23 protein-coding genes are annotated in these 21,216 nt (G+C 44.6%); 18 read left to right on the forward strand and 5 right to left on the reverse strand.

Annotated features, from left to right (window positions below):
• Positions 1-44: 44 nt before the first annotated feature.
• Together mtnA and mtnK are read right to left on the reverse strand one after the other, a co-directional pair.
• Complete coding sequence (gene mtnA / locus QFZ80_RS03810; protein WP_307548715.1) at positions 45-1,136, reverse strand: S-methyl-5-thioribose-1-phosphate isomerase; 1,092 nt, start codon at positions 1,134-1,136, stop codon at positions 45-47.
• Entirely contained in the window at positions 1,133-2,359 is a 1,227-nt protein-coding gene (mtnK, locus tag QFZ80_RS03815) for an S-methyl-5-thioribose kinase (RefSeq protein WP_307548713.1), read from the reverse strand. The genes mtnA and mtnK overlap by 4 nt, the downstream gene beginning before the upstream one ends.
• Before the next feature lie 207 nt (positions 2,360-2,566).
• Here mtnK and QFZ80_RS03820 point away from each other — a divergent pair, with 207 nt between their 5' ends.
• The 14 genes from QFZ80_RS03820 (at position 2,567) to QFZ80_RS03885 (ending at position 13,984) form a co-directional block, all read left to right on the forward strand.
• Positions 2,567-3,019: a Dps family protein gene (locus QFZ80_RS03820; RefSeq protein ID WP_307557358.1), complete on the forward strand. Its 453-nt coding sequence runs from the start codon at positions 2,567-2,569 to the stop codon at positions 3,017-3,019.
• A gap of 49 nt (positions 3,020-3,068) precedes the next feature.
• Complete coding sequence (locus QFZ80_RS03825; protein WP_307557360.1) at positions 3,069-3,281, forward strand: hypothetical protein; 213 nt, start codon at positions 3,069-3,071, stop codon at positions 3,279-3,281.
• Positions 3,282-3,436: 155 nt separating this feature from the next.
• Complete coding sequence (locus QFZ80_RS03830; protein WP_307548707.1) at positions 3,437-4,006, forward strand: DUF1802 family protein; 570 nt, start codon at positions 3,437-3,439, stop codon at positions 4,004-4,006.
• Positions 4,007-4,173: 167 nt separating this feature from the next.
• Positions 4,174-5,004 (forward strand): Fe-S cluster assembly ATPase SufC, encoded by an 831-nt coding sequence (sufC, locus tag QFZ80_RS03835; RefSeq protein WP_307548704.1) that lies wholly within the window; start codon positions 4,174-4,176, stop codon positions 5,002-5,004.
• 88 nt (positions 5,005-5,092) lie between these two features.
• Positions 5,093-6,388, forward strand: a complete 1,296-nt coding sequence (gene sufD / locus QFZ80_RS03840) for a Fe-S cluster assembly protein SufD (protein ID WP_307557362.1) — start codon at positions 5,093-5,095, stop codon at positions 6,386-6,388.
• The gene (locus tag QFZ80_RS03845; protein ID WP_307548700.1) at positions 6,385-7,611 is read left to right on the forward strand and encodes a cysteine desulfurase; all 1,227 of its coding nucleotides are present in this window, start codon (positions 6,385-6,387) and stop codon (positions 7,609-7,611) included. The genes sufD and QFZ80_RS03845 overlap by 4 nt, the downstream gene beginning before the upstream one ends.
• Positions 7,598-8,032, forward strand: a complete 435-nt coding sequence (gene sufU / locus QFZ80_RS03850; RefSeq protein WP_307548698.1) for a Fe-S cluster assembly sulfur transfer protein SufU — start codon at positions 7,598-7,600, stop codon at positions 8,030-8,032. The genes QFZ80_RS03845 and sufU overlap by 14 nt, the downstream gene beginning before the upstream one ends.
• 72 nt (positions 8,033-8,104) lie before the next feature.
• Positions 8,105-9,502, forward strand: coding sequence for a Fe-S cluster assembly protein SufB (gene sufB / locus QFZ80_RS03855; RefSeq protein ID WP_047676683.1), 1,398 nt, complete (start codon positions 8,105-8,107; stop codon positions 9,500-9,502).
• 180 nt (positions 9,503-9,682) lie between these two features.
• Positions 9,683-10,786, forward strand: a complete 1,104-nt coding sequence (locus tag QFZ80_RS03860) for a C40 family peptidase (protein ID WP_307557364.1) — start codon at positions 9,683-9,685, stop codon at positions 10,784-10,786.
• Positions 10,787-10,901: 115 nt separating this feature from the next.
• Positions 10,902-11,123, forward strand: coding sequence for a hypothetical protein (locus QFZ80_RS03865; protein WP_307548694.1), 222 nt, complete (start codon positions 10,902-10,904; stop codon positions 11,121-11,123).
• Positions 11,120-11,752, forward strand: coding sequence for a hypothetical protein (locus QFZ80_RS03870; RefSeq protein WP_307557366.1), 633 nt, complete (start codon positions 11,120-11,122; stop codon positions 11,750-11,752). Before QFZ80_RS03865 ends, QFZ80_RS03870 begins: the two co-directional genes overlap by 4 nt.
• Before the next feature lie 5 nt (positions 11,753-11,757).
• The gene (locus QFZ80_RS03875) at positions 11,758-12,954 is read left to right on the forward strand and encodes a glutathionylspermidine synthase family protein (RefSeq protein WP_307557368.1); all 1,197 of its coding nucleotides are present in this window, start codon (positions 11,758-11,760) and stop codon (positions 12,952-12,954) included.
• The gene (locus QFZ80_RS03880; RefSeq protein ID WP_307557370.1) at positions 12,951-13,598 is read left to right on the forward strand and encodes a signal peptide protein; all 648 of its coding nucleotides are present in this window, start codon (positions 12,951-12,953) and stop codon (positions 13,596-13,598) included. Before QFZ80_RS03875 ends, QFZ80_RS03880 begins: the two co-directional genes overlap by 4 nt.
• A complete protein-coding gene (locus tag QFZ80_RS03885; RefSeq protein WP_307548687.1) occupies positions 13,595-13,984 on the forward strand; it encodes a DUF350 domain-containing protein in 390 nt (129 codons plus the stop codon). Before QFZ80_RS03880 ends, QFZ80_RS03885 begins: the two co-directional genes overlap by 4 nt.
• Here QFZ80_RS03885 and QFZ80_RS03890 read toward each other — a convergent pair whose 3' ends face one another.
• Genes QFZ80_RS03890 through QFZ80_RS03900 form a run of 3 tightly spaced genes read right to left on the reverse strand, consistent with a single transcriptional unit; the run spans position 13,985 to position 16,879 of the window.
• Positions 13,985-15,034 (reverse strand): HD-GYP domain-containing protein, encoded by a 1,050-nt coding sequence (locus QFZ80_RS03890; RefSeq protein WP_307548685.1) that lies wholly within the window; start codon positions 15,032-15,034, stop codon positions 13,985-13,987.
• A 56-nt stretch (positions 15,035-15,090) separates the two neighbouring features.
• Positions 15,091-16,155: a ThiF family adenylyltransferase gene (locus QFZ80_RS03895; protein WP_307557372.1), complete on the reverse strand. Its 1,065-nt coding sequence runs from the start codon at positions 16,153-16,155 to the stop codon at positions 15,091-15,093.
• 22 nt (positions 16,156-16,177) lie between these two features.
• On the reverse strand, positions 16,178-16,879 hold the full coding sequence (locus tag QFZ80_RS03900; protein ID WP_307557374.1) for a molybdenum cofactor biosynthesis protein: 702 nt from the start codon (positions 16,877-16,879) through the stop codon (positions 16,178-16,180).
• A 128-nt stretch (positions 16,880-17,007) separates the two neighbouring features.
• On the opposite strand from QFZ80_RS03900, the gene QFZ80_RS03905 reads away from it, so the two are divergent.
• The 4 genes from QFZ80_RS03905 (at position 17,008) to QFZ80_RS03920 (ending at position 21,181) form a co-directional block, all read left to right on the forward strand.
• Positions 17,008-17,478: a hypothetical protein gene (locus tag QFZ80_RS03905; RefSeq protein ID WP_307557376.1), complete on the forward strand. Its 471-nt coding sequence runs from the start codon at positions 17,008-17,010 to the stop codon at positions 17,476-17,478.
• 68 nt (positions 17,479-17,546) lie between these two features.
• A complete protein-coding gene (locus QFZ80_RS03910; RefSeq protein WP_307557378.1) occupies positions 17,547-19,007 on the forward strand; it encodes a bifunctional metallophosphatase/5'-nucleotidase in 1,461 nt (486 codons plus the stop codon).
• A gap of 112 nt (positions 19,008-19,119) precedes the next feature.
• The gene (locus tag QFZ80_RS03915; RefSeq protein WP_307548674.1) at positions 19,120-19,932 is read left to right on the forward strand and encodes an undecaprenyl-diphosphate phosphatase; all 813 of its coding nucleotides are present in this window, start codon (positions 19,120-19,122) and stop codon (positions 19,930-19,932) included.
• Between the two features lie 118 nt (positions 19,933-20,050).
• Complete coding sequence (locus QFZ80_RS03920) at positions 20,051-21,181, forward strand: HD-GYP domain-containing protein (protein WP_307548672.1); 1,131 nt, start codon at positions 20,051-20,053, stop codon at positions 21,179-21,181.
• The last annotated feature ends 35 nt before the right edge of the window (positions 21,182-21,216 follow it).

Consider the following 21,216-nt stretch of genomic DNA (forward strand, 5'->3'; position numbering starts at 1 on the left):
GTTCCCTCGTAGAATGATCTACTACGTCAGGGAACAGCTTTTTTTTAGTCGAACAGCTTCCGCAAGTTTTCCGTATAAGGGGCTTGTATTATGCCTTTTTCGGTAATAATTGCTGTCACATACTCGTTAGGTGTTACGTCAAAGGCTGGATTAAATACTTTCACTCCTAGAGGAGCTGTGCGTTTACCAAAGCCTTGTGTAATTTCATCCTCATGACGTTCTTCAATGGGGATGTCTCCGCCCGTAGGCGTATTCAGATCGATCGTGGAGAGAGGGCTCGCCACATAGAACGGTATGCCGTGCGCTTTCGCCAGTACGGCTACACTGTAGGTGCCGATTTTGTTGGCAACGTCACCGTTAGCCGCTACACGGTCTGTTCCTACGATGACAGCCTGGATCCAGCCCTTCGACATGACCGCGCCGGCCATGTTGTCACAGATCAGCGTTACGTCAACGCCTGCTTGCTGCAGTTCAAAGGCGGTCAACCGTGCGCCTTGAAGCACTGGTCTGGTCTCATCCGCGAACACTTTGATGTTCATGCCTTTTTCCTTGGCCAAGTAGAACGGCGCTAGCGCCGTGCCGTACTTGGCTGTCGCTAAGCCCCCGGCGTTACAGTGCGTCAACACGCCGAATCCATCCTCGAACAGCGTTAGCGCATGTTCGCCAATAAGGCGGTTCGTCTCCTCGTCCTCTGCTTGAATCTTCTGCGCTTCGTCCAGGAGAGCTTCCTTGAAGGCAGCCGGACTTACGCCTGCTCCTGCCAAAGTCACTGCCTGCGCTCGCATGCGATCGAGCGCCCAGAACAAGTTCACCGCTGTCGGACGCGATGTCGCCAGGTAGTCCGCCTGCTTCTGGACTTCCGCCAGAAGCCCGTCCAACTGAGCATCCACTTCACGGATGCCTAGGTAAACCCCATACGCGGCGGCGATTCCTATCGCTGGTGCGCCGCGAACTTTCAAATGCCGGATCGCTTCCCACACCTCTATCGGTGTCTCCAGCGGCAAATACACAATCTCTTCCGGCAGCAGTCGTTGATCGAGCAGATCAAGCTGCTTGCCATTCCAACGCAAGGATTGCAAGGCACCTTGGTTCTCGAGGTTTTGCACTTCTAAATCTTTGTTGTTCGTGTTCGTCATTGGACTGATCCTCTTTCTGCAGCAGTTTCTTGGGTGGCGATGGCAATAAGCTCATCGATGGATTTCACTTGACGATGGGTACGAATGAATGAAGTGCCAATTGCTAACGACAAGCGCTGTGCACGCTCTCTTGCAGCTGCATCTTCGATTTTATCAATATCAGCCACATGTGCAAGGCCAACAATACGGCGCACCATTTTAGCTCCGGCGAAACCGACTGTGTCTTGGAGCAGATTGGCTAGAAAATAGTTTTGATAGCCAGGTGTTTGAAATACACGATCTACACCATGCTCATTCCATAAAGTGCGGAATTTCGTTTCGAAATGGGTCCATACGTCCTTCACGGTTTGTAGTAAGTATGCACGATAGGAAGCACGGCTCTCACTATCCTTACTCCATCCCTCTTGAGCAGCGAAATTGAGGAGTAGGTTCGCGAGTACAGCGCCAATATCGAAACCCATCGGCCCATAGTAAGCGAACTCTGGATCAATCACCTTCGTAGAATCAGGTTTAATAAAGATACTTCCCGTGTGCAGATCGCCATGAAGGAGCGCTTGTGCACTTGTAAGGAATTTGTTGCGAAGAATAGCTACTTCAAAGTGAAGCTCGCTGTCCGCCCAAAGCTGTTCTGCCGCATCGCGGATGTGAGCTTCGAAATTGTTCGTTTCTGCATCGCGATATGGATCATCGAAGATCAAATCCTCTGTAATTTTACAAAGCTCGGGATTGATGAATCGACCTTGTTGGATTTTCTTTTCTTGTTGGTTTTTGCCTAGATCCGATGTGAAAAATAACGTATTTGCTAGAAAGCGACCGATATGCTCAGCAAAGAGTGGGTACTGATTACCTTCAATTAACCCTCTGCGCATAATGACATGGTCACTAAGATCTTCCATCACGGTAAGCGCCAAATCAGCATCATAGGCATAAACATGAGGTACGAGGTCTGGATTCAAGCCTTCTTCAATTAAGAGCGCTTCACTTTCAATTCGTGCGCGGTCCAGTGTTAACGGCCAGGATTCGCCGACAACTTTGGCATAAGGAAGGGCTTGTTTTAAAATAATACTTTTTCCTGTAGCTGTTTCCGATATGCGAAAAACGAGATTTAAGTTGCCGTCGCCGATTTCATGACTAGTTAAGTCTGAGCTCGGTTGAAACAGATTTGGAATTTGACGTGCGTATTCAATCGCTTGGACTTCACTTAAAGGATGATAAGTGGACATGTAGTAACCTCCTATGATTCATTGGATTTAATTCCAACTAACTTACTATGTTTTAATTGTCTTTTCCTAGTATAAGACAAAATGTAGCTGCTTGAAATACTAACTTTGGAAATGTTGCACAAATTACATAAAATAAGCGCTTCTAACGTAAATTAACGTGTACATGAACAGAATATAACCGATAAATAAAAGATCAGGAGGTTTACTATGGTGACAACGTCCTTAACTCAATCTATCCAAGTTGTTCTGAATAAGCAAATTGCAAATTGGGGTTTACTTTATGTCAAGCTGCACAACTTTCATTGGTATGTGAAAGGTAATCAGTTTTTCACGCTGCATGTTAAATTTGAAGAGCTATATAATGAAGCTGCCCTTCACGTGGACGAGCTGGCTGAACGGTTGCTTTCTATCGGTGGTCAGCCGGCGGCTACAATGAAAGCTTTTATGGAATTATCGTCCCTTAAAGAGGCTTCGGGTACAGAAACCCCCACGAAAATGGTCGAAGCTGTTATAGAAGATTTCACGATCCTTACGCAAGAATTAAAAGCCGGCATGCAGGCTTGTGAAGAGGTTCAAGATGAGACGACGGCCGATATACTTTTAGCTATTCAAACTTCCTTGGAAAAGCATCGCTGGATGCTACAGTCGTTCCTAGGCTAGTCCAAGTTTACAAAATCTTTAACCAGAACAAACATGTGGATGATGAATCTTGGCTATACTTGGGAGCAAAACAGTTCTGGAGGATGTCATTGTGATGAAAATCCTGAATCTGCTGCTTGTTGTGGCTGCGTGCTTCTTCTTGCTCCTGATCGCTTTCGATGCTGATGCTCCTAGCGCGGCTGCTGACCCAAATCCCATGAAACAAAATCAAGATCAGTTTACCCGCATACAACCAACGTATTACGCCGAAACTTCGAAATAAATGAGAGTAAAGGGGTGGCCCCATTTGGCCATCCCTTTATTATAGTTTGTCAATAGTGGTCGTATCTTGTGTATGCCAAGTTGCGTCACATTGTTTTGTGGCCTCAGATTCCTTATAATAAATAAGATTAATGAGGAGAACGAGGTGTTTGCGTCATGGGGAAACCAAAGGCCCTGAAAGAATGGGCATCGGCTGTTAAAGCATTGGAAGATGGTACGCAAATTTTTATTATGCGTAAGGGAGGAATTGTTGAGGAAACAAAAGATTTTCAAGTGGAATCCGCTGATTTCTTTCTCTATCCAACGTATGAACATCAGAGAAAAGAACTATTGAAGGAAGATTACCGAGGGGTTATCGATGAATCTCTAATAGGTTGGCGTGCAGAGGATACGCATGTAACCATTAACAGCTATGCTCGAATGGTTGAAGATATAGAGGTAAGTGATCAAGAACAGTTGAATAAACTATATCCCTATCACATTTGGACCGAAAATTTCACAGAAGAAAGATTAAAGTGGAAACGCAAAAATCCGATTCATATCATGTTGTTAAGGGTATATATATTGGTACAACCTTTGCGTATTCCGATCGAGCAAGCCTATATAGGCTGCAAATCATGGATTGAGCTTGGGACTGATGTACCAGAAGAGTCTTCTTTGGTTCCCGTCTTGAGCGATGGGGAGTTTGCAGCGATGGTTGCTGAAATTAAACATACTTTGGCGTAATTAAAAAGGTAGCATTTTCAGAAAATGACCATCTTTTTCATGCAAATGCCCTTTCTTGATTTAACATAGTAAGTTATAATAGAATTATTCTAATGAGAATCAATGATAATCAATTGAAATGGTTGTCATTATCTTGTACATTCAAACACATTATGGAGGCTTAAGAAATGGCGAATTCATCAACATTTACAATAGACGGTCTAAAAGCGAACGTCGAAGGAAAGGAAATTTTAAAGGGTCTCAGCCTAGAAGTTAAAGGCGGCGAAATTCATGCTATCATGGGACCAAACGGTACAGGTAAAAGTACATTGGCGGCTGCTCTGATGGGTCACCCGAAATATGAAGTAACAGAGGGTTCTGTAACATTAGATGGTGAAGATGTTCTTGAAATGGCTGTGGACGAAAGAGCACGCGCTGGTTTGTTCTTAGCCATGCAATATCCAAGTGAAATCACAGGCGTAACGAATGCTGACTTCTTGCGCAGTGCGATGAACGTACGCCGCGGTGAAGGCAACGAAATTTCGTTGATCAAGTTCATTCGCCAAATGGAAGCAAAGATGAAGCAGCTAGAAATGAACCCAGAATTTATGCACCGTTACCTGAACGAAGGCTTCTCCGGTGGGGAGAAGAAACGTAACGAGATTCTACAAATGCTTTTGCTTGAGCCAAAGTTTGTTATTCTAGATGAAATTGACTCCGGACTCGATATCGACGCTTTACGTATCGTAGCTGAAGGTGTTAATGCTATGCGCAGCGAAGATCGTGGCTTCTTAATCATTACGCATTACCAACGTTTGCTCAACTACGTTAAACCTGATTTTGTACATGTTATGATGCAAGGTCGTATTGTAAAATCCGGTGGTCCTGAGCTTGCAGAGCGTTTGGAATCGGAAGGTTACGATTGGATCAAAGAAGAGCTCGGCATCGTGGATGAAACCGTTGGTCAAGACACGGAAGAATTCAAAGTTCCAATGAACACGCCTGGACCGAAGTACTAAAGGAGGAGGGACTTTGGTCTACGACCCAAGGTCCCAGAAAGGAGAGACTTTGATCTTCGATCAAAGATCCCTATAAATGGAGGAAACCATGAGCATTCAAACAACACTTTCCATAGATACTAATGCTATCATCGAGCTCTCTCGCAGCAAACAAGAGCCGGAGTGGATGACTGCCCTTCGTACAGAAGGGTTAGCGTTAGCGAATTCTTTGGAATTACCTGCGCTAGAAAAGACGAGAATTGACCGTTGGAGCATCTCCTCCTATGGTTCCCATAAATCACAAGCCCCTTTGACTTCGATCGATGCTTTACCTGAAGTTGCCAAAGGATTAGCCAATTCCGATAACTTGATCGTTCAACGCAACTCCGGTATCGTGTTCAACAAAGTATCGGCAGAATTGAACCAGCAAGGCGTTATTTTCACAGATTTGGAAACAGCCATTCGCGATCATGCGGATTTGGTGAAGCCATACTTCATGAAAGCTGTAGAAGCTAACGAAAATCAATTAACAGCTTTGCATGCTGCTCTATGGAACGGTGGTATTTTCATTTATGTACCGAAAGACGTTCGTGTGGAACTTCCGCTGCAAGCATTATTTGTAACCGATGATGCCGAAGCTACGTTCACACCGCATGTTTTGATTGTTGCTGAACAGTTTAGTTCAGTTACTTATGTAGATAATTTTGTATCTTCCGTATCCGGTGTTCCGATGGTACAAAACGGAATCGTTGAAGTATTCGTGAAACCAGGTGCGCGCGTTAACTATGCATCCGTTCATAACTTGGAAGAATCCGTTACGGACTTGACTTACCGCCGTGCGATCATCGATAACGATGCGAGCATTCAGTGGGTAGTTGGTGAAATGAACTACGGTAACACACTTTCTGATACAACATCTATCCTCAAGGGCAAAGGTTCCGACTCCGATGCTAAAGTGATCTGTGTAGGAACTCATGAGCAGAAGTTGAACCTGACAACACGCGCTGTTCATTGGGGCAAAGCTTCGACAAGCGACATGATTACTCGTGCCGTTATGAGAGATAGCTCAACAGCGATCATCAACGGGATTACGAAGATCGAAAAAGGCGCACAAGGCTGTAACGGTCAACAAACAGAGAAAGTGTTGATGCTTAGCCCGAAAGCACGCGGCGATGCGAATCCGATTCTTCTTATTGATGAGGACGATGTAAAAGCCGGTCACGCAGCGAGCGTTGGTCAAGTGAATGCGGAACAAGTTCACTACTTGATGTCTCGTGGGATTACGAAGGAAGAAGCTCAGCGCTTAATTATCTACGGATTCTTGGCACCAGTTGTTTCTGAAATTCCAATTAAGAGCGTTGAAGAACAGCTGCAAAGCTTAGTGGAGAGGAAGCTGGGACAATGAATACCTCGGAGATACGTGAACTTTTTCCCATTCTGAAGCAAGAAGTGAACGGTCATCCGCTGGTGTACTTGGACAGTGCTGCTACTTCCCAGAAGCCTATTCAGGTGATTGAAGCACTGAAGCACTATTATGAGTGGGACAATGCGAACGTTCACCGCGGGGTTCATACCCTAGGTTCCCGTGCAACGGATGCATACGAAGGAGCCAGAGCCAAAGTGGCTAAGTTCATTGGTGCATCCAGTGAGCAGGAAATCATTTTCACTAGAGGTACGACAACGGCTATCAACATTGTAGCAAGCAGTTATGCGAAATCCGTATTGCGTGAAGGAGATGAAATCGTCCTTACACCGATGGAGCATCACAGCAACCTGATTCCATGGCAGCAAGCTGCCAAGGCATCAGGCGCTACTTTAAAATATATTCCTTTACAGCCTGATGGTTCGATTTCGCTTGCAGATGTTGAAAATACGATAACTAATCGTACGAAAATCGTTTCGGTTGTGTATATTTCCAACGTTCTGGGTGTCGTTAATCCAATCAAAGAAATCGCCCAAATCGCCCATAAGCATGGTGCGAAGATGATGGTCGATGGCGCACAAAGCACACCACATATGAAGGTGGATGTACAAGATTTGGATTGCGACTTCTACGCGCTTTCCGGTCACAAGATGTGTGGCCCTACCGGAATCGGGGCATTGTATGGAAAGAAGGCCTTGCTAGAGAATATGGAGCCCGTTGAATTTGGTGGCGAGATGATTGATCATGTGGATCTCTATGAGTCAACATGGAAAGAACTGCCTTGGAAGTTTGAAGGTGGAACACCAATTATCGCAGGAGCTGTTGGCCTCAGCGCGGCAATCGATTTTCTTCAAGAAGTCGGTATGGACAATATTTACAAACACGATATTCAGCTCACGAATTATGCAATGGAGCGTATGACTCAGATCGAGGATCTGGTTGTCTATGGCCCTACTGCGAACCGTGCAGGACTCGTAACGTTTAATCTAGGCGATGTGCATCCTCATGATGTCGCAACCGTTCTGGATGCGGAAGGAGTTGCTGTGCGTGCCGGTCACCATTGCTGTCAGCCTTTAATGAGATGGCTTGAGGTGAGTTCTACGGCTCGTGCAAGCTTCTATCTATACAATACAGAAGCTGATATTGACCGACTTGTGTTGGCCTTACAAAAAACAAAGGAGTACTTCGGCCATGCAATTGGATGATTTATACCGTAGAGTGATTATGGATCACTATAAAACACCGCGCAACCGTGGGAAGTTTGAGTCTGGCGAAGCAGTTACCATTGATCTTAATAACCCAACTTGTGGCGATAAAATTTCCCTGCAGATGCAGGTAGAAGATGGTGTCGTGAAGATGGCCAAATTCACAGGTGAAGGCTGTTCGATTAGCTTATCCTCTGCATCTATGATGACGGATGCGGTCAAAGGTAAGACCATCGAAGAAGCTCTGAAGATGGCTGATGGCTTTTCTGGCTTGATGAAGGGCGAACCTGTTGAGTTTGAATATGAAGATATTGAGGCGTTATCTGGTGTAAATAAATTCCCAGCACGTATTAAATGTGCAACCCTGGCATGGAACGCACTTCGCAAAGGGATTGAACATTCTCAAAAAACCGATAACTAACGCAAAAGCGATGCATAGAATAGAAAAGCTGTTTTTGGGTTACTGCACAAAAATTCTAAGGAGGAATCAACCATGGCTAAACAAATGCCAGATCTCGAGGATTATAAATATGGTTTTAGAGATGAGCACAAATCGATTTTTCAATCGGGTAAAGGCTTAACTCGTGAAATCGTTGAAGAAATCTCCAGAATTAAAGGCGAACCTGAGTGGATGCTTGAGTTTCGTTTGAAATCCTTGGAGCAATTTTTCAAAATGCCAATGCCACGTTGGGGCGGAAACATGGATGATCTGGATTTCGATGATATCCAGTACTATGTAAGACCGTCTGAGAAGCAAGGCAAAACGTGGGAAGAAGTTCCTACAGAAATTAAAGAAACATTCGACAAACTTGGTATTCCTGAAGCGGAACAAAAATTCTTAGCTGGTGTATCGGCTCAGTATGAATCTGAAGTTGTTTACCACAGCATGCAAAAGGAACTTGAAGACCAAGGCGTTATCTTTACAGATACGGATTCGGCTCTTCGTGAATATCCTGAGCTGTTTAGACAATATTTCGGAACTATTATTCCGCCCAGCGATAATAAATTCGCTGCGTTGAATAGTGCGGTATGGTCCGGTGGTTCCTTCATCTATGTCCCTAAAGGCGTAAAATGTGAAGTTCCATTGCAGGCTTACTTCCGTATTAACTCCGAGAACATGGGACAATTCGAGCGTACATTGATCATCACCGATGAGGAAAGCTTCGTGCACTACGTAGAGGGCTGTACTGCTCCTATTTACAGCACAAACTCCCTTCATAGCGCAGTAGTAGAAATCGTATGTCTCAAAAACTCCCGTGCACGTTACACAACGATTCAAAACTGGGCACCGAACATCTACAACCTCGTTACAAAACGTGCGGTTGCAGAAGAAGGCGCTACAATGGAATGGGTCGATGGTAACATTGGTTCCAAGCTGACGATGAAGTACCCAGCTGTTGTGCTGAAAGGCCGCGGCGCTAAAGGGATGGTTCTTTCCATCGCTGTAGCTGGTAAAGGGCAGCACCAAGACGCTGGCGCGAAAATGACGCATCTGGCGCCTGACACAACTTCGACGATCGTATCCAAATCGATCTCCAAACACGGTGGTAAAGTTACGTACCGTGGTCTGGCTTCCTTCGGACGCAACTCCCAAGGTTCCAAAGCAAACATCAAATGTGATACGTTGATTCTAGATAACGAGTCAACGTCAGATACGATTCCATATAATGAAATCATGAACGACAACATTACGCTAGAGCATGAAGCAACAGTATCCAAGGTATCTGAGGACCAATTGTTCTACCTCATGAGCCGCGGTCTTACTGAGGCTGAAGCAACGCAAATGATCGTTATGGGCTTCATTGAGCCGTTCACGAAAGAACTTCCAATGGAATATGCCGTAGAAATGAATCGTCTCATTAAATTTGAGATGGAAGGTTCCATCGGTTAATTGATATACACAACTTAAAGCGTGCCCGAGTTTCTCGGGCACGCTTTTTTTAGTTAATATTTGTCTGGCAAAGCTTCCAAGATGATCCAAGCAGTTCAAATGGCCTTTTATGCATATTTGCAAGCCACTTGTCTCACTCTATAGAGGATAATTATGTGTCCCTAAAGGAGAATAGAAGCGATGTGGAAAAGGCTTAAAGTAGCAGCAATTGGTAGCATAGTAGTCATGATGGCAACTACAACCGCTTGTGGGAGGGATAATGTCAGCCCTGATAATGCGGCACCAACGCAGAATCCTACAGCACAATCAGGTACAGGTAATATGCAGTCTCAGAGCTTGTCACAACCAGGACAAGGAACGACATTAGGTAATGGTGACGCTGTTGTACCCATTAAAGCGATTAACAATGTAAATTATGTAGCTGCACGTGAACTTATCGAAACCTTAAATTTCCAGTCAAACTGGGAGGAAGGCAATCAGAAGCTGTTAATTGGCGATTATGACGCAAACTACGAAGTGACAATGAATTCGACGAAAGCGATGAAGGATGGTTCAGAAATCCGAGTTAGCCAACCCTTTATCAAGGAGGGGGATACGGCTTATTTACCAGTCTCTGCTTTGGCAGACTTATTTCAAGAAGATATGTCTTATGAAGTGCAGAATGGTCAATTGTTGATTCATGCTGCTCCGGTTGCTCCAATTGAGCGTGAAGATGATAACGACCCCCGCGGTAATACAGTGGAGCTTGAGTTTGGCGATGATCCGACGGATCCTTTCAAAGGTGAAGGTTCGGGAGCGAACCCGGCTTCTATGCCACAAGATGGGGATGACCTTGAAGTGTGGGCATCCACTAATCAGGAAGAAATAATGCCAGTTCTTAAGAACATTAATATTAATGCAATGATTAACAAAGGCAAACAATACTTAGGTGTGAAATATAAGTTCGGTACAGGACCTTATCCGCAAACAGGAAAATTTGATTGCTCGACGTTTACCCAATATGTATTTGGAAAATATGGTATAAAGCTACCGAGGATTGCTCGTCAACAAGCGGCGCATGGGAATTTGGTTAGCCGAAAATCCTTACGCAAAGGTGATTTGATGTTTTTCTATGTACCAGGTCGATTCAAAACCAATAAAACAGTTGGACACGTTGGTATTTATATAGGCAACATGCAAATGCTCCATGCTTCACCTAAACCAAAGAATGGTGTTCAGATCACTAATATTAATAAAGCGTATTGGAAATCAACGTTTCTAAGAGCAAAACGCATCGCATATTAATTCGTTAAAGTCTATCCTTCGGGATAGACTTCTTTTATTTTTCAATAAATTGAAACAAAAGGTCTGTTCGCGCGTTTTATCTAGTATAAAGATTTGAATGGAGGAAGTTGAATCGATGAATATTGCGCTCTTCGAAAAATTGGTGGACGGACAGCTACAAAAAATTAGTGAACGCCCATGGGATGAGCAACTCATTCAAGCCTTAAATGTAGCTAACTTTGTTCTTATTGGCGGTAAGGAATATGAAATGATTGAAGGAAGATTGAACTTAGATCTTAATGTTTTTGAGCTTCTGTTGGTTACGGTAAGCTCAGGAGGGGGAGGGAACAGGCAGTGAAACGACCGCTTAAAGTACTTTCCACCTCTATAGGCATCATGCTTGTAAGTCATATGCTGCTGCTATCAGCGCATGCCGCAGAGTCTCCAAATCCGAGTGCTGTATCTAAGCTGGTTGAATGGTCTTCTGAAGACGTCAAAGCTTATTACGACCCTTCGGTTGACTGGAGTTTGCCCGTGCCCGTGCTATCGGATAATAAAACGACGTCGCCTTCTCCATCTCCTACGCCTGAAGCAGGGGGGAGCTCAACGGGCTTTGGAGGAATGAACCAGATAACCGGTGGCGGTGGTTTTGGTTGGGATGATTTATTACTATACCATTTGATCTTTAATACGGTAAGTCCTTACTCATCAAGCAGTTGGGGCAGCAATCACCGTTCCTATCATTATCGTTCAAATACGCCATATGTGACGAAAACCTATCAACCGAATTCGTTCTCAAATCGATCCACAACGAAGACACCAACAACCTCGAGTGGAACAGGCTCGTTTACAACTAATAAGTCATCGTCAAACAGTGCGAGCGGCGGAACAACATCAAGCTCCAAATCGACCTCAACCTCTTCCAGTAGTATTGGCGGTAAATCAAGTGGTTTCAGCTCTTCGTCAAGCTCCAGTTCGGGAGGTTAATTTCTGTGATATATGAAGTCATCGGGACGCCTTCTCCCAACAGAGATCATAGGGTGCTGCAGCTGGCAGGCCTTGGTTTTACATGGGCAGATATGGAAGAGGAAGCGTACTGGATTGACCAACTAGTGGTTATGCAGCGACATGCATACGAAGAACTTATCCATGCGGCTGGAGGTTTGTGGCGCGTGTTTGATAAGACGGTTCGTTATGTGAAAGGGAAGAGGGAATTATATGAGCTCTTGTCTATTCCTGAAGTGCTGTGGGATGGGTTAGATCGACTCGAGCCGGGTGCCGCGGGCTTCATTAGTCGATATGCAAGGTTTGATTTTACCGTGAATCAGGAAGGCGGTATTAAGCTTTTAGAGCTGAATGCAGATACACCTACAGGGTATGTAGAAGCAGCGATCGCTACACCCTGGTTATGTGATCAAATGGGAATAGAATCACCAAACCATGCTATGAAAGAACTAATCCGCTCAGCGTGGGAGATCGAAGCGCCTGACTTTGCTACCTGCATTGCATATGGAAAGCATGTTGAAGATACGGGAACCATAGATGCTCTTGTAGCGCATAGCGGAAGAAAGGTAACCTGTTTCGATTGTTTGGATTTATGGATTGACGAAGGCGTCGTTAAGGTCGGAGAGAACCAAATCATCAACAAAATGTTTGCGCTATACCCAAAGGAATGGATGGGCATTGATGATGGAGGAGAGGCCTTCTCTTATGCGATTGAAGAACGATTCATACAAGTTTTCAATCCATTACATGCGGTCATCTTGCAGTCAAAAGGCTTGCAAGCCATCATATGGGGCTTGCATGAGGAAGGCGCAGAATTGTTCACCTCAGATGAGCATGAGGCAATAAGGACCTATATGCTGCCTACTTATATGACGCCTGATCTTACAGGTGATTACGTGTCCAAATCCATGTTCGGTAGAGAAGGCGGCTCGGTTGAGTTGTATAACACGCAGGGTGAATTAGAGGTCAAAGATGAAGTTGGCTTTGATACGAGTGTGTTTTTCAAGCGTGTTTATCAGCAGCGAGCCGATTTACCCGAGCTATCTTTTGCTCATGGAAATAAACATTTATTAACAGGTCTCTTTGTCCTTAACGGAACACCGTGCGGGCTATTAGGGAGAGCAGGTGGGATGATTACAGGAAATGCTAGTCAATTTGTAGCGATAGGAGTGAAAGCACCTTGAAAAAAGGACGATTTTGGCTAATGGCAGCGGGCTTCGTTGTATGCATCCTAATCATTTGGGCCATTAGCAGTGCACTTCATAAGAAACCATCCGTTTTGAGTAAGACTACAGTTGGAAGTCCCCCAATCACAAGTAGTATGAGTGGTGAAGTACCGTGGGATTATCAAGTACAGCAGGTAAAAGTCGGGGATTTATTGGATGGGGATATGGTCCTGCTGCCGAATAATGAACGGATTTCGAACGATCAGAATTTTGCTACAGGGGACCAAGTGTGGGTACTGAGCTATATGCAGGCAACAATGAAAACAGATGATCAAGGGAAGAACGATGTTACACTTTCGCAATGGAAGCCAATTAAGACATTTAAAACGAAGGAAGAAGCTGAAAAAGATTTAGCGGAGTTAAAAATAGAAATTAAGACGGATGTGAAATTAGTAGGGGTTTACAAAACGGAGCAGGATGGAAAATTTCGCTATTTCGCGGTAGCTGATCTACCAACAGGACAGAAAGTGAAGCAGCCCATTCCAGAGGAACGTTATATAAGCTTTAAAAACAAGAAGGAAGTACAGGTTATTCTAGAGGAAGTACACGATTACAGTAATTTTGATCAAGCTATGGCGAAATTTCGGGGGTGGGCAGAATGATAGTTTTGGATATAGTAATTAGTTTATTTGTGATTGTCCTGCTGCAATTCGCAGGTATGTACGTGTTTAGTTTAATGACGCCCTACCGCGATATGGAGGAAATAAACAATGGCAATGTAGCCGTCGGCATCACCATGGGTGGTAAATTTATAGCTACAGCGATTGTATTAGGCATTGCGGCTTACACGAATTCTTCGATCTGGCATATGAGCCTATGGTTCGCGGTAGGGTATGTATGTTTGCTTGCTACGTATTGGATCTTTGATTGGCTTACACCAGGTGTGAAGCTATCTGATCAACTAAAGCAAGGGAATGTAGCGGTTGGCACGCTGCTAGCTGCCGTCTATATTGGAATCGCAATTGCAGTCAGCAGTCTTATTATTTAATTAGATGGCGATTTTCGTTATTTCTACGTCGCCAAGTTGTGATAGATCCAAGAATTGATTATTAATGTTAATGAGCGGTCGGAAGAAATCAGTTGGATTTATCATGACGATCGTACCGACGCGTCCGTCACTTAGTAATACTTTCTTACCGATAAAATTAGGAATCATGTTGCGGATAAATACTTGAGTTATTTTTGGATCAAGCTGGCCAAAACTCATGCGGTACAGTTCCTTCAGAACGATCAGTAGATCACGTTTTTGCTGGTAAACCCGGTTGCAGATCATAGCACTGTAAACGTCTGCAACCGAAATTATAAGCGAGTATGAATGGATTTCTGTACTCTTTTTGCGTAAAGGATAGCCTGTACCATCCATACGTTCATGGTGCTCTAGAGCAACGAGAGCAAGGGGATTGTCATTTAAGGATTTTTTGATGATTTCATAGCCATATATCGTATGTTTCTGAATTTCATTGTACTCATCGTTGGTTAGCTTTGCGGGTTTATGTAGAATGTCTGAATGGATTTTACTTTTGCCGATATCGTGTAGATAGCCTGCCTTTCCAATATGAAGGGCTTCTTTCTCACTTTTATTCATCCACTTAGCAATAAAGTAGGATAACATACCTACTTGCACACTGTGTTGGTACGTATAATCATCATTGCTGTTCAAAGAAAGCAGTAACGAAACAACGTCTTTCTCCTCCTGAAAGCCTTCTATCATCGGATTGAAAGCGGATTCTATAAGTTCAATATGAATAGATTCTCCGTTTTGTACGGCAGCAAATATATCTTTTATACCGGTGATTGCATCGTTAAAAGAGTGTAATTGCTTGCTATTTGCTTGTCGGACTGTAGGCTCTTCAAACTCATTAACGGCTTCATTCCCTCTAGGGTGTATATCGACATATTCTACATTGTGGCGATTGAGCATCAAAATATCTCCGCTATCAACGACAGTGCCTGATGAAAGAAGATGAAGTCCTACCATATTATAGGAATCAGAAATAAGCTTATCACCCACAATAAGTTGAAGCACATGTATACGCATAGAAGCTCCTCTCCTAGTCCTATAATCCATCGGTTTTCCGTAGGTATATGGTTATACTACATCCCAATATATCGGCTGTAAAGACTTTTAGCCTGAATTAAATCTTCGGTTCCTTGGATAAGGACACGGCCATCTGGAAAGATGATCATGTGCAAATCCGGGGCTGCTTCGAACTTTAAAAGGAAGCGATTTTTCTCTACCGGTCCAAGTGGTTTTAATCGTTCTTCCCAATATTCAAGGGGTTTGTCGGAAGGAATTACCGGATGAATCTGGACGGAATTACGACCGCATAAGGATTGAATCGTGTCACTTTCCACACCGACTTCTAAGTAATCGAACTGCTTCATTGCGCAGGCGGGACAGTCTGATTTAAGCGCACCTGCGACACTAATCGCTGAATTCTGATTGAACCATAAGTCCCATTGCTGCATTCTAAGATTAAGCTGTTCGTTCGCGCCAACAAGCAATTTAAGAGCTTCCGTTGCTTGAAAGGAAGCTACAACATGAATGATTCCGCCAATAACGCCAGCAGTATCACAGGTTTCAGTCGTGCCTGCGGCGGGAGCTTGTGTGAAAAGGCAGCGAAGGCATGGTGTTTGTCCCGGAAGGATCGTCAAAGAGACTCCTCTAGAGGCGACAGCACCTCCATAAATCCAAGGAATCCCTAGTTTGATACTTACATCGTTAATCAGGAAGCGAACCGAAAAGTTATCGGTTCCATCAAGAATTAAATCTACATCGCTTAATAACTTTACAGCATTCAAGGAATTCAGATCGGTTACATGAGGCTCAATCGTTACCTGCGAATTTACGAGTTGTAACCGTTTTGCTGCTGCAATCGCTTTGGGTGTGGTGGAAGCTGCATCTTCTTCATCGTAGAGCATTTGTCGTTGTAAGTTGCTAGTATCGACAAAATCACGATCAATCAGTCGTACATAACCGACCCCTGCACGAACCATATGGTTGGCAAGAACGGTGCCTAGAGCACCCATTCCTACGATAGCAACTCGACTTCCTCCGAGTTTGCGCTGTCCTTCTTTACCAATGGGGGAAAACAGGACTTGTCTGGAATAGCGCGTATCAACGTCTTCATTCTGATCTCTACGTAAATGAGTGTCCAAGTGTGGTCATCTCCTGTCTGGTTTATTCGAATTGTGGCGTTTGGAGCGGGTTCCAGGGACCTGTTTGGCTGCCTTTCCACTCCGAGCCATCTTCCCATATCTCTTTTTTCCAAATGGGTACGATTTGTTTTAGGCGTTCAATCGCATACCGACTCGCTTCATAGCAATGGACGCGATGCGGGGATGAAACGGCAATAACGACGCTAGCTTCGGCAATAGCGACCTTGCCCAAACGGTGAGTAATTGCACAAAGCGTGCCTGGCCACTGATTTTCTATCTCTTCACCGATGGTTTCCATGGTTTTGAGTGCCATCGGGATGTAGGCTTCATACTCCAAAAGGACGGTCCGCTGCCCATAGGTCATCTCTCTTGTTGTCCCTATGAAAGCAAGCGAAGCGCCGTGATTGGGGTGGTTGACTTTAGAAGCTACCTTGGATGGATCAATCGTATCGTGGGTGATTTCATACTTAGATGGTTGACCGCCTGACACAGGGGGAATCAGTGCAATTTCATCGGCAGCTGTGACGATTTCCTGATCTCCGGCATAAGCTTGATTTTTAGCAAAAAAACAGGTCGCAAGTTGAGAGGAAGCTGCCGGATAGGCTGCTGTGATCTGCTTTTTGAGCTGCTCAATAGAAATAGATTCTTGTTCGATATCTATAATTAGGATGGAAGTCCCGAATAGGTCTACCAAACCTGCAAAGAGTTGGATGTGTATGTTCACGGCTCTGCTCCTAATGGCTTAGTTGTTGGAATCCCTTACAGCATATCATATTTTGACCTGAAAATGGTATAATGGGTAGAGCAATTGGATAATAAATGGCGCTTAATGATGAGAGGGGAAATGTATTCATGCAAGAAGATTTGCGCATACAAGTGTCAGACCTACATATAAAAAATGAAGCATTCACGATATCCGAGATGGTTGCACTTGCTGAGCAGCAGTTATCGCTTCAGGAGCGTGTACCGAATGTGCAGGGAGATGCCTTTGATTTGAAATCGTGGTATCGGAGCTGGAAGAGAAGCCGTAATGGAGGGCATGCTGAAGAACCTACGCATCTGAAAGTGGAGGCAGTAGACGAATTTGAAGCACTAATGCCTTGGTCACAATTAGATTCCGCCTTATTTCTATATGCTCAAGATGGACAAGCGCTCAAGAAAGGTTATCCGATTCGTCTTTACGTGCCGGATGGCAGCAGTGAATGTCTCAATGTCAAAAGTGTTATCAAAGTGTGGTTTCTTCATGATCAGGCGCTCGGGGAAGAAGCGACTTTCGGATTCAAAAACAGAGTGGCACTTGATGAGCTAAAATTCAAGAAATGAGAGGCCATTCTAGTGCATAAGATTAGACATGCTTCGGATCTGACTTACAAAGAAAAGAGGTGAACGGTGTGTCTGAGCCCTTGCAACGACTCGTTATATTACATACGAATGACATTCATAGTCATTTTGAACAGATGCCCAAAATTAGCGCGTACTTTGATCGTGTGCGTCGACTGTGGCCGGCTGATCAGGTGTTGACACTTGATATTGGCGATCATATGGACCGGATGCGCCCTGAAACGGAAGGCACGAATGCTTCTGCCAACTTGGAAATTATGAACGTGACCGGCTATGAAGCGATGGTCATGGGTAATAATGAAGGGCTGACGTTCACACCGGAATTGTTAAGAACGGTTGTGAAGGAGCATGCCAAATTCCCAATTATCGGCAGCAATATTATAGAAGTGGCGACGAATAAGACGCCGGATTGGATGCTTCCTACACTTACGATTGAGAAATCGGGTCTCACCATTGGAATCATCGGGGTAACAGCGGCTTATCAAGCGTACTATGAACTGCTTGGATGGCATGTAACGGACCCACTCGAAGCTGTAAAGGCCTATGCTAGGCTTCTTCGCCCAAGGGTGGATATCATTGTTGTCATGTCCCACTTGGGATTGCGTTCGGATCAACGTATGGCTGAGGAGCTGGAAGGCATCGATATCATCCTCGGCGGCCATACGCATCATGTACTGGAGGAGCCGCTCCTGCTCAGCGGCACCTATATTTGCGCGGCCGGCAAGTTCGGTCAGTATGCCGGCCATATTGAACTTGCCTACGATCCGGCGCAGCGCCGGATCGTGGAGCTCCAAGGCCGCGTCGTCCCTATGACGGACGCAAGTGAAGAAGACAGCAGCGTTACCGAGCTGCTGGAGCACTACCGCATCGCCAGCGCAGCGGCGCTGAATGCGGAGGTGGCGCAGCTGCGGGAACCGCTGCGCCTCGATTGGTACGGCGAATCCCCGCTCGGCAACTTGCTTGCCGCAGGGATTCGCCGCTGGACCAGCGCCGAAATCGGGCTGGTCAATAGCGGCCAGCTCCTTCAGGGACTGAAGGAGGGGCGCCTGACACGCGGCAGATTGCTGGAAATCTGCCCAGGTCCGATCAACCCCTGCCGGCTGCTGCTCAGCGGGGCGGACCTGATGCAAGCACTCGAAGAGTCGCTGCTTGGCGAGTTCATGGAGAAGCCGATTCGCGGCTTCGGCTTCCGTGGCGAGGTGCTGGGCGTGCTGTGTGTCGACGGATTGACCGTCATGACCGACAGCACACGTGCACCTTACGAACGCATCATCGCGGTGAACGTGGGCGATGAGCCTTTAGACCTTAGTCGTGACTATGTCGTTGGCACGATCGACATGTTTACTTTCGGCTCAGGTTATTTATCGCTCGGTCGCGGCAAACAGGTGACGTATATGCTGCCTGAATTTATCCGTGATGTACTAGCTTTTGAGCTTCGCGACGAAGACGCGATAGTAAGCAGTCATTTCCTAAGATTTACGGATAGAAGACCTAATGCAAATAACGAATAAGTCGAACAACCACGACCTTTGTCGAAGGAGTTGTCAGATCTACCAAGTTACAGGTAGAATAGATAATTGGACAGGAGTACATCTATAAACTCTCAACTCATAGGGGGAAACCATGCATACTATTTTTGAAGCGATCATCATAGGGATCGTAGAGGGATTGACTGAGTTTTTACCGGTTTCTTCTACAGGGCATATGATTCTAGCACAAAGCCTATTAAACACCAAAAATGATGAAGTGATGCAAACTTTTAATTTTTTCATCCAACTAGGTGCTATTCTGGCCGTCGTGCTCATTTATTGGAAACGGATTTTATCCTTATTCGGATTAGTTAAAAGGAAAAGCGAGAGTAGAGCTGGGAATAAACTGAATTTACTGCACATTCTCATCGGTATCCTACCAGCAGGGATTATCGGCATCATGTTTAATGATATCGTCGATGAGAAGCTTTTTAACGCAACAACGGTATTGATCGGGCTTGTCCTTGGGGGCATCTTGTTGATCATCGCGGAGAAGAAGAAGGAAAAGCCAAGTGTTGAGGTTTTGGATGATTTAACGTATCGTCAAGCATTCTTTATCGGTTTGTGGCAATTGGTTTCCATTTGGCCTGGGTTCTCTCGGTCTGGATCGACGATTGCCGGTGGGATGCTCTCCGGCGTAAGCCGAGCCGCTTCTGCAGACTTCACCTTCATTATGGCGATTCCCATTATGTTTGGAGCTTCTGGCGTATATATTCTCAAAAACTACGACGCACTCTCCTTGAATGATCTACCCTTTTTCGCAGTAGGCTTTGTCGTTGCATTTATCGTAGCGTTGTTGGCTGTCTTCTCTTTCATCAAGTTTGTTCAAAATATGAAATTAACGTATTTTGCTTACTACCGGTTTGCATTAGCCATCATTTTCGCTCTTTATATGTACTTAAAGTAACAATAACTCTTTTATTTATCGAACCGCGTCGAATGATGCGGTTTTTTTTATTGAACTTTATTGTGAAATCTATTACATTTAAATAGAAAGTAACGCTCACCTATGCGGGGGTCCTGAAATGCTGTTAATGCCGATCAACATGTGTCACCCTGGAATGAGGTTGGCCAAGAATATTTACAACGACGATGGTATGGTCCTGCTGGCCGTTAATGTTGAGCTTTCTCAGAGACTCATTGATCGACTTTTTACATACGGAATCGACTACATATATATTCAAGATTCTCGGACCAATGACATCATTCAAGAGGATATTATTCAAGATGAAACGAGAACGAAAGCTGTTCTCGAAATCCGCAATACCTTTAAGAAGGTCATGGAAGATTCAAACAAACGCGGTGCCGTTAGTTATTATGACATCGGTCGTAATTTCAAAGATGTGATGAAAATGATTATTGACGATCTAAGCGCTCATCAAGGGGCTATGGTTATGCTCAATAATATGAATGTGAAAGATAATTATTTATTTCAGCATTCTGTGAATGTAAGTATTTATGCCATCATGCTGGGAATTAGCTATGGGTACAGTCGTGAGAACCTTGAAACACTCGGATTGGGAGCTTTGCTTCACGATATTGGTAAGACGAAAGTACCGCTTGGTATTCTTCGCAAGCCTTCGCAATTGACCGAACAAGAGTTTACTGAGATGAAGAATCATACGACATACGGTTTTAACATTTTGAAAGACGAACCAAACATTCCTCTTCTGTCGGCGCATTGTGCTCTTCAGCACCATGAGCGAATTAACGGAAGCGGTTATCCGCGTAGGATTCAAGGTACAGAAATTAATGAATTTGCCAAATGGATTGGTTTAGTCGATTCTTATGATGCTATGACCACTACAAGAGTATATAGAAGACCTTTACTGCCGCATGAAGCTATGGAACAATTGTTCGCGGGCTCTGGCACGATGTATGATCAAAGTCAGATTGCCTTATTTCGTGATAAAATCGCGATTTACCCCTTAGGCATAACCGTTCGATTGAATACCGGGGAGTTTGGCATTGTTTCTAAGTTAAACGTAACCGTGCCACACAGGCCGATCGTTCGTGTGCTGGAGGATCAATCCGGTCAAGTGCTCAAAGAACCGTATGAAATTGACCTGTCAACGAAGCTTTCTACATTAATTTCAGAAATTGGGGAAATTAAAGTAGGCGAATTTGATCCAGAAAGTATGCCGACCATATTTTAAGATAAAATATAGATAACAAGTATGAAGAACCTGGG

Source organism: Paenibacillus sp. V4I7, assembly GCF_030817275.1.
GTDB lineage: Bacteria > Bacillota > Bacilli > Paenibacillales > NBRC-103111 > Paenibacillus_E.

Excerpts from the sequence above, each read along its gene's own strand:
- QFZ80_RS03860 (WP_307557364.1), top strand. The coding sequence starts at position 9,683 with ATGTGGAAAAGGCTTAAAGTAGCAGCAATTGGTAGCATAGTAGTCATG.
- sufB (WP_047676683.1), top strand. The coding sequence starts at position 8,105 with ATGGCTAAACAAATGCCAGATCTCGAGGATTATAAATATGGTTTTAGA.
- QFZ80_RS03865 (WP_307548694.1), top strand. The coding sequence starts at position 10,902 with ATGAATATTGCGCTCTTCGAAAAATTGGTGGACGGACAGCTACAAAAA.
- QFZ80_RS03890 (WP_307548685.1), bottom strand. The coding sequence starts at position 15,034 with ATGCGTATACATGTGCTTCAACTTATTGTGGGTGATAAGCTTATTTCT.
- sufD (WP_307557362.1), top strand. The coding sequence starts at position 5,093 with ATGAGCATTCAAACAACACTTTCCATAGATACTAATGCTATCATCGAG.
- QFZ80_RS03915 (WP_307548674.1), top strand. The coding sequence starts at position 19,120 with ATGCATACTATTTTTGAAGCGATCATCATAGGGATCGTAGAGGGATTG.
- mtnA (WP_307548715.1), bottom strand. The coding sequence starts at position 1,136 with ATGACGAACACGAACAACAAAGATTTAGAAGTGCAAAACCTCGAGAAC.
- QFZ80_RS03920 (WP_307548672.1), top strand. The coding sequence starts at position 20,051 with ATGCTGTTAATGCCGATCAACATGTGTCACCCTGGAATGAGGTTGGCC.
- sufU (WP_307548698.1), top strand. The coding sequence starts at position 7,598 with ATGCAATTGGATGATTTATACCGTAGAGTGATTATGGATCACTATAAA.
- QFZ80_RS03820 (WP_307557358.1), top strand. The coding sequence starts at position 2,567 with ATGGTGACAACGTCCTTAACTCAATCTATCCAAGTTGTTCTGAATAAG.
- QFZ80_RS03885 (WP_307548687.1), top strand. The coding sequence starts at position 13,595 with ATGATAGTTTTGGATATAGTAATTAGTTTATTTGTGATTGTCCTGCTG.
- QFZ80_RS03830 (WP_307548707.1), top strand. The coding sequence starts at position 3,437 with ATGGGGAAACCAAAGGCCCTGAAAGAATGGGCATCGGCTGTTAAAGCA.
- sufC (WP_307548704.1), top strand. The coding sequence starts at position 4,174 with ATGGCGAATTCATCAACATTTACAATAGACGGTCTAAAAGCGAACGTC.
- mtnK (WP_307548713.1), bottom strand. The coding sequence starts at position 2,359 with ATGTCCACTTATCATCCTTTAAGTGAAGTCCAAGCGATTGAATACGCA.
- QFZ80_RS03845 (WP_307548700.1), top strand. The coding sequence starts at position 6,385 with ATGAATACCTCGGAGATACGTGAACTTTTTCCCATTCTGAAGCAAGAA.
- QFZ80_RS03905 (WP_307557376.1), top strand. The coding sequence starts at position 17,008 with ATGCAAGAAGATTTGCGCATACAAGTGTCAGACCTACATATAAAAAAT.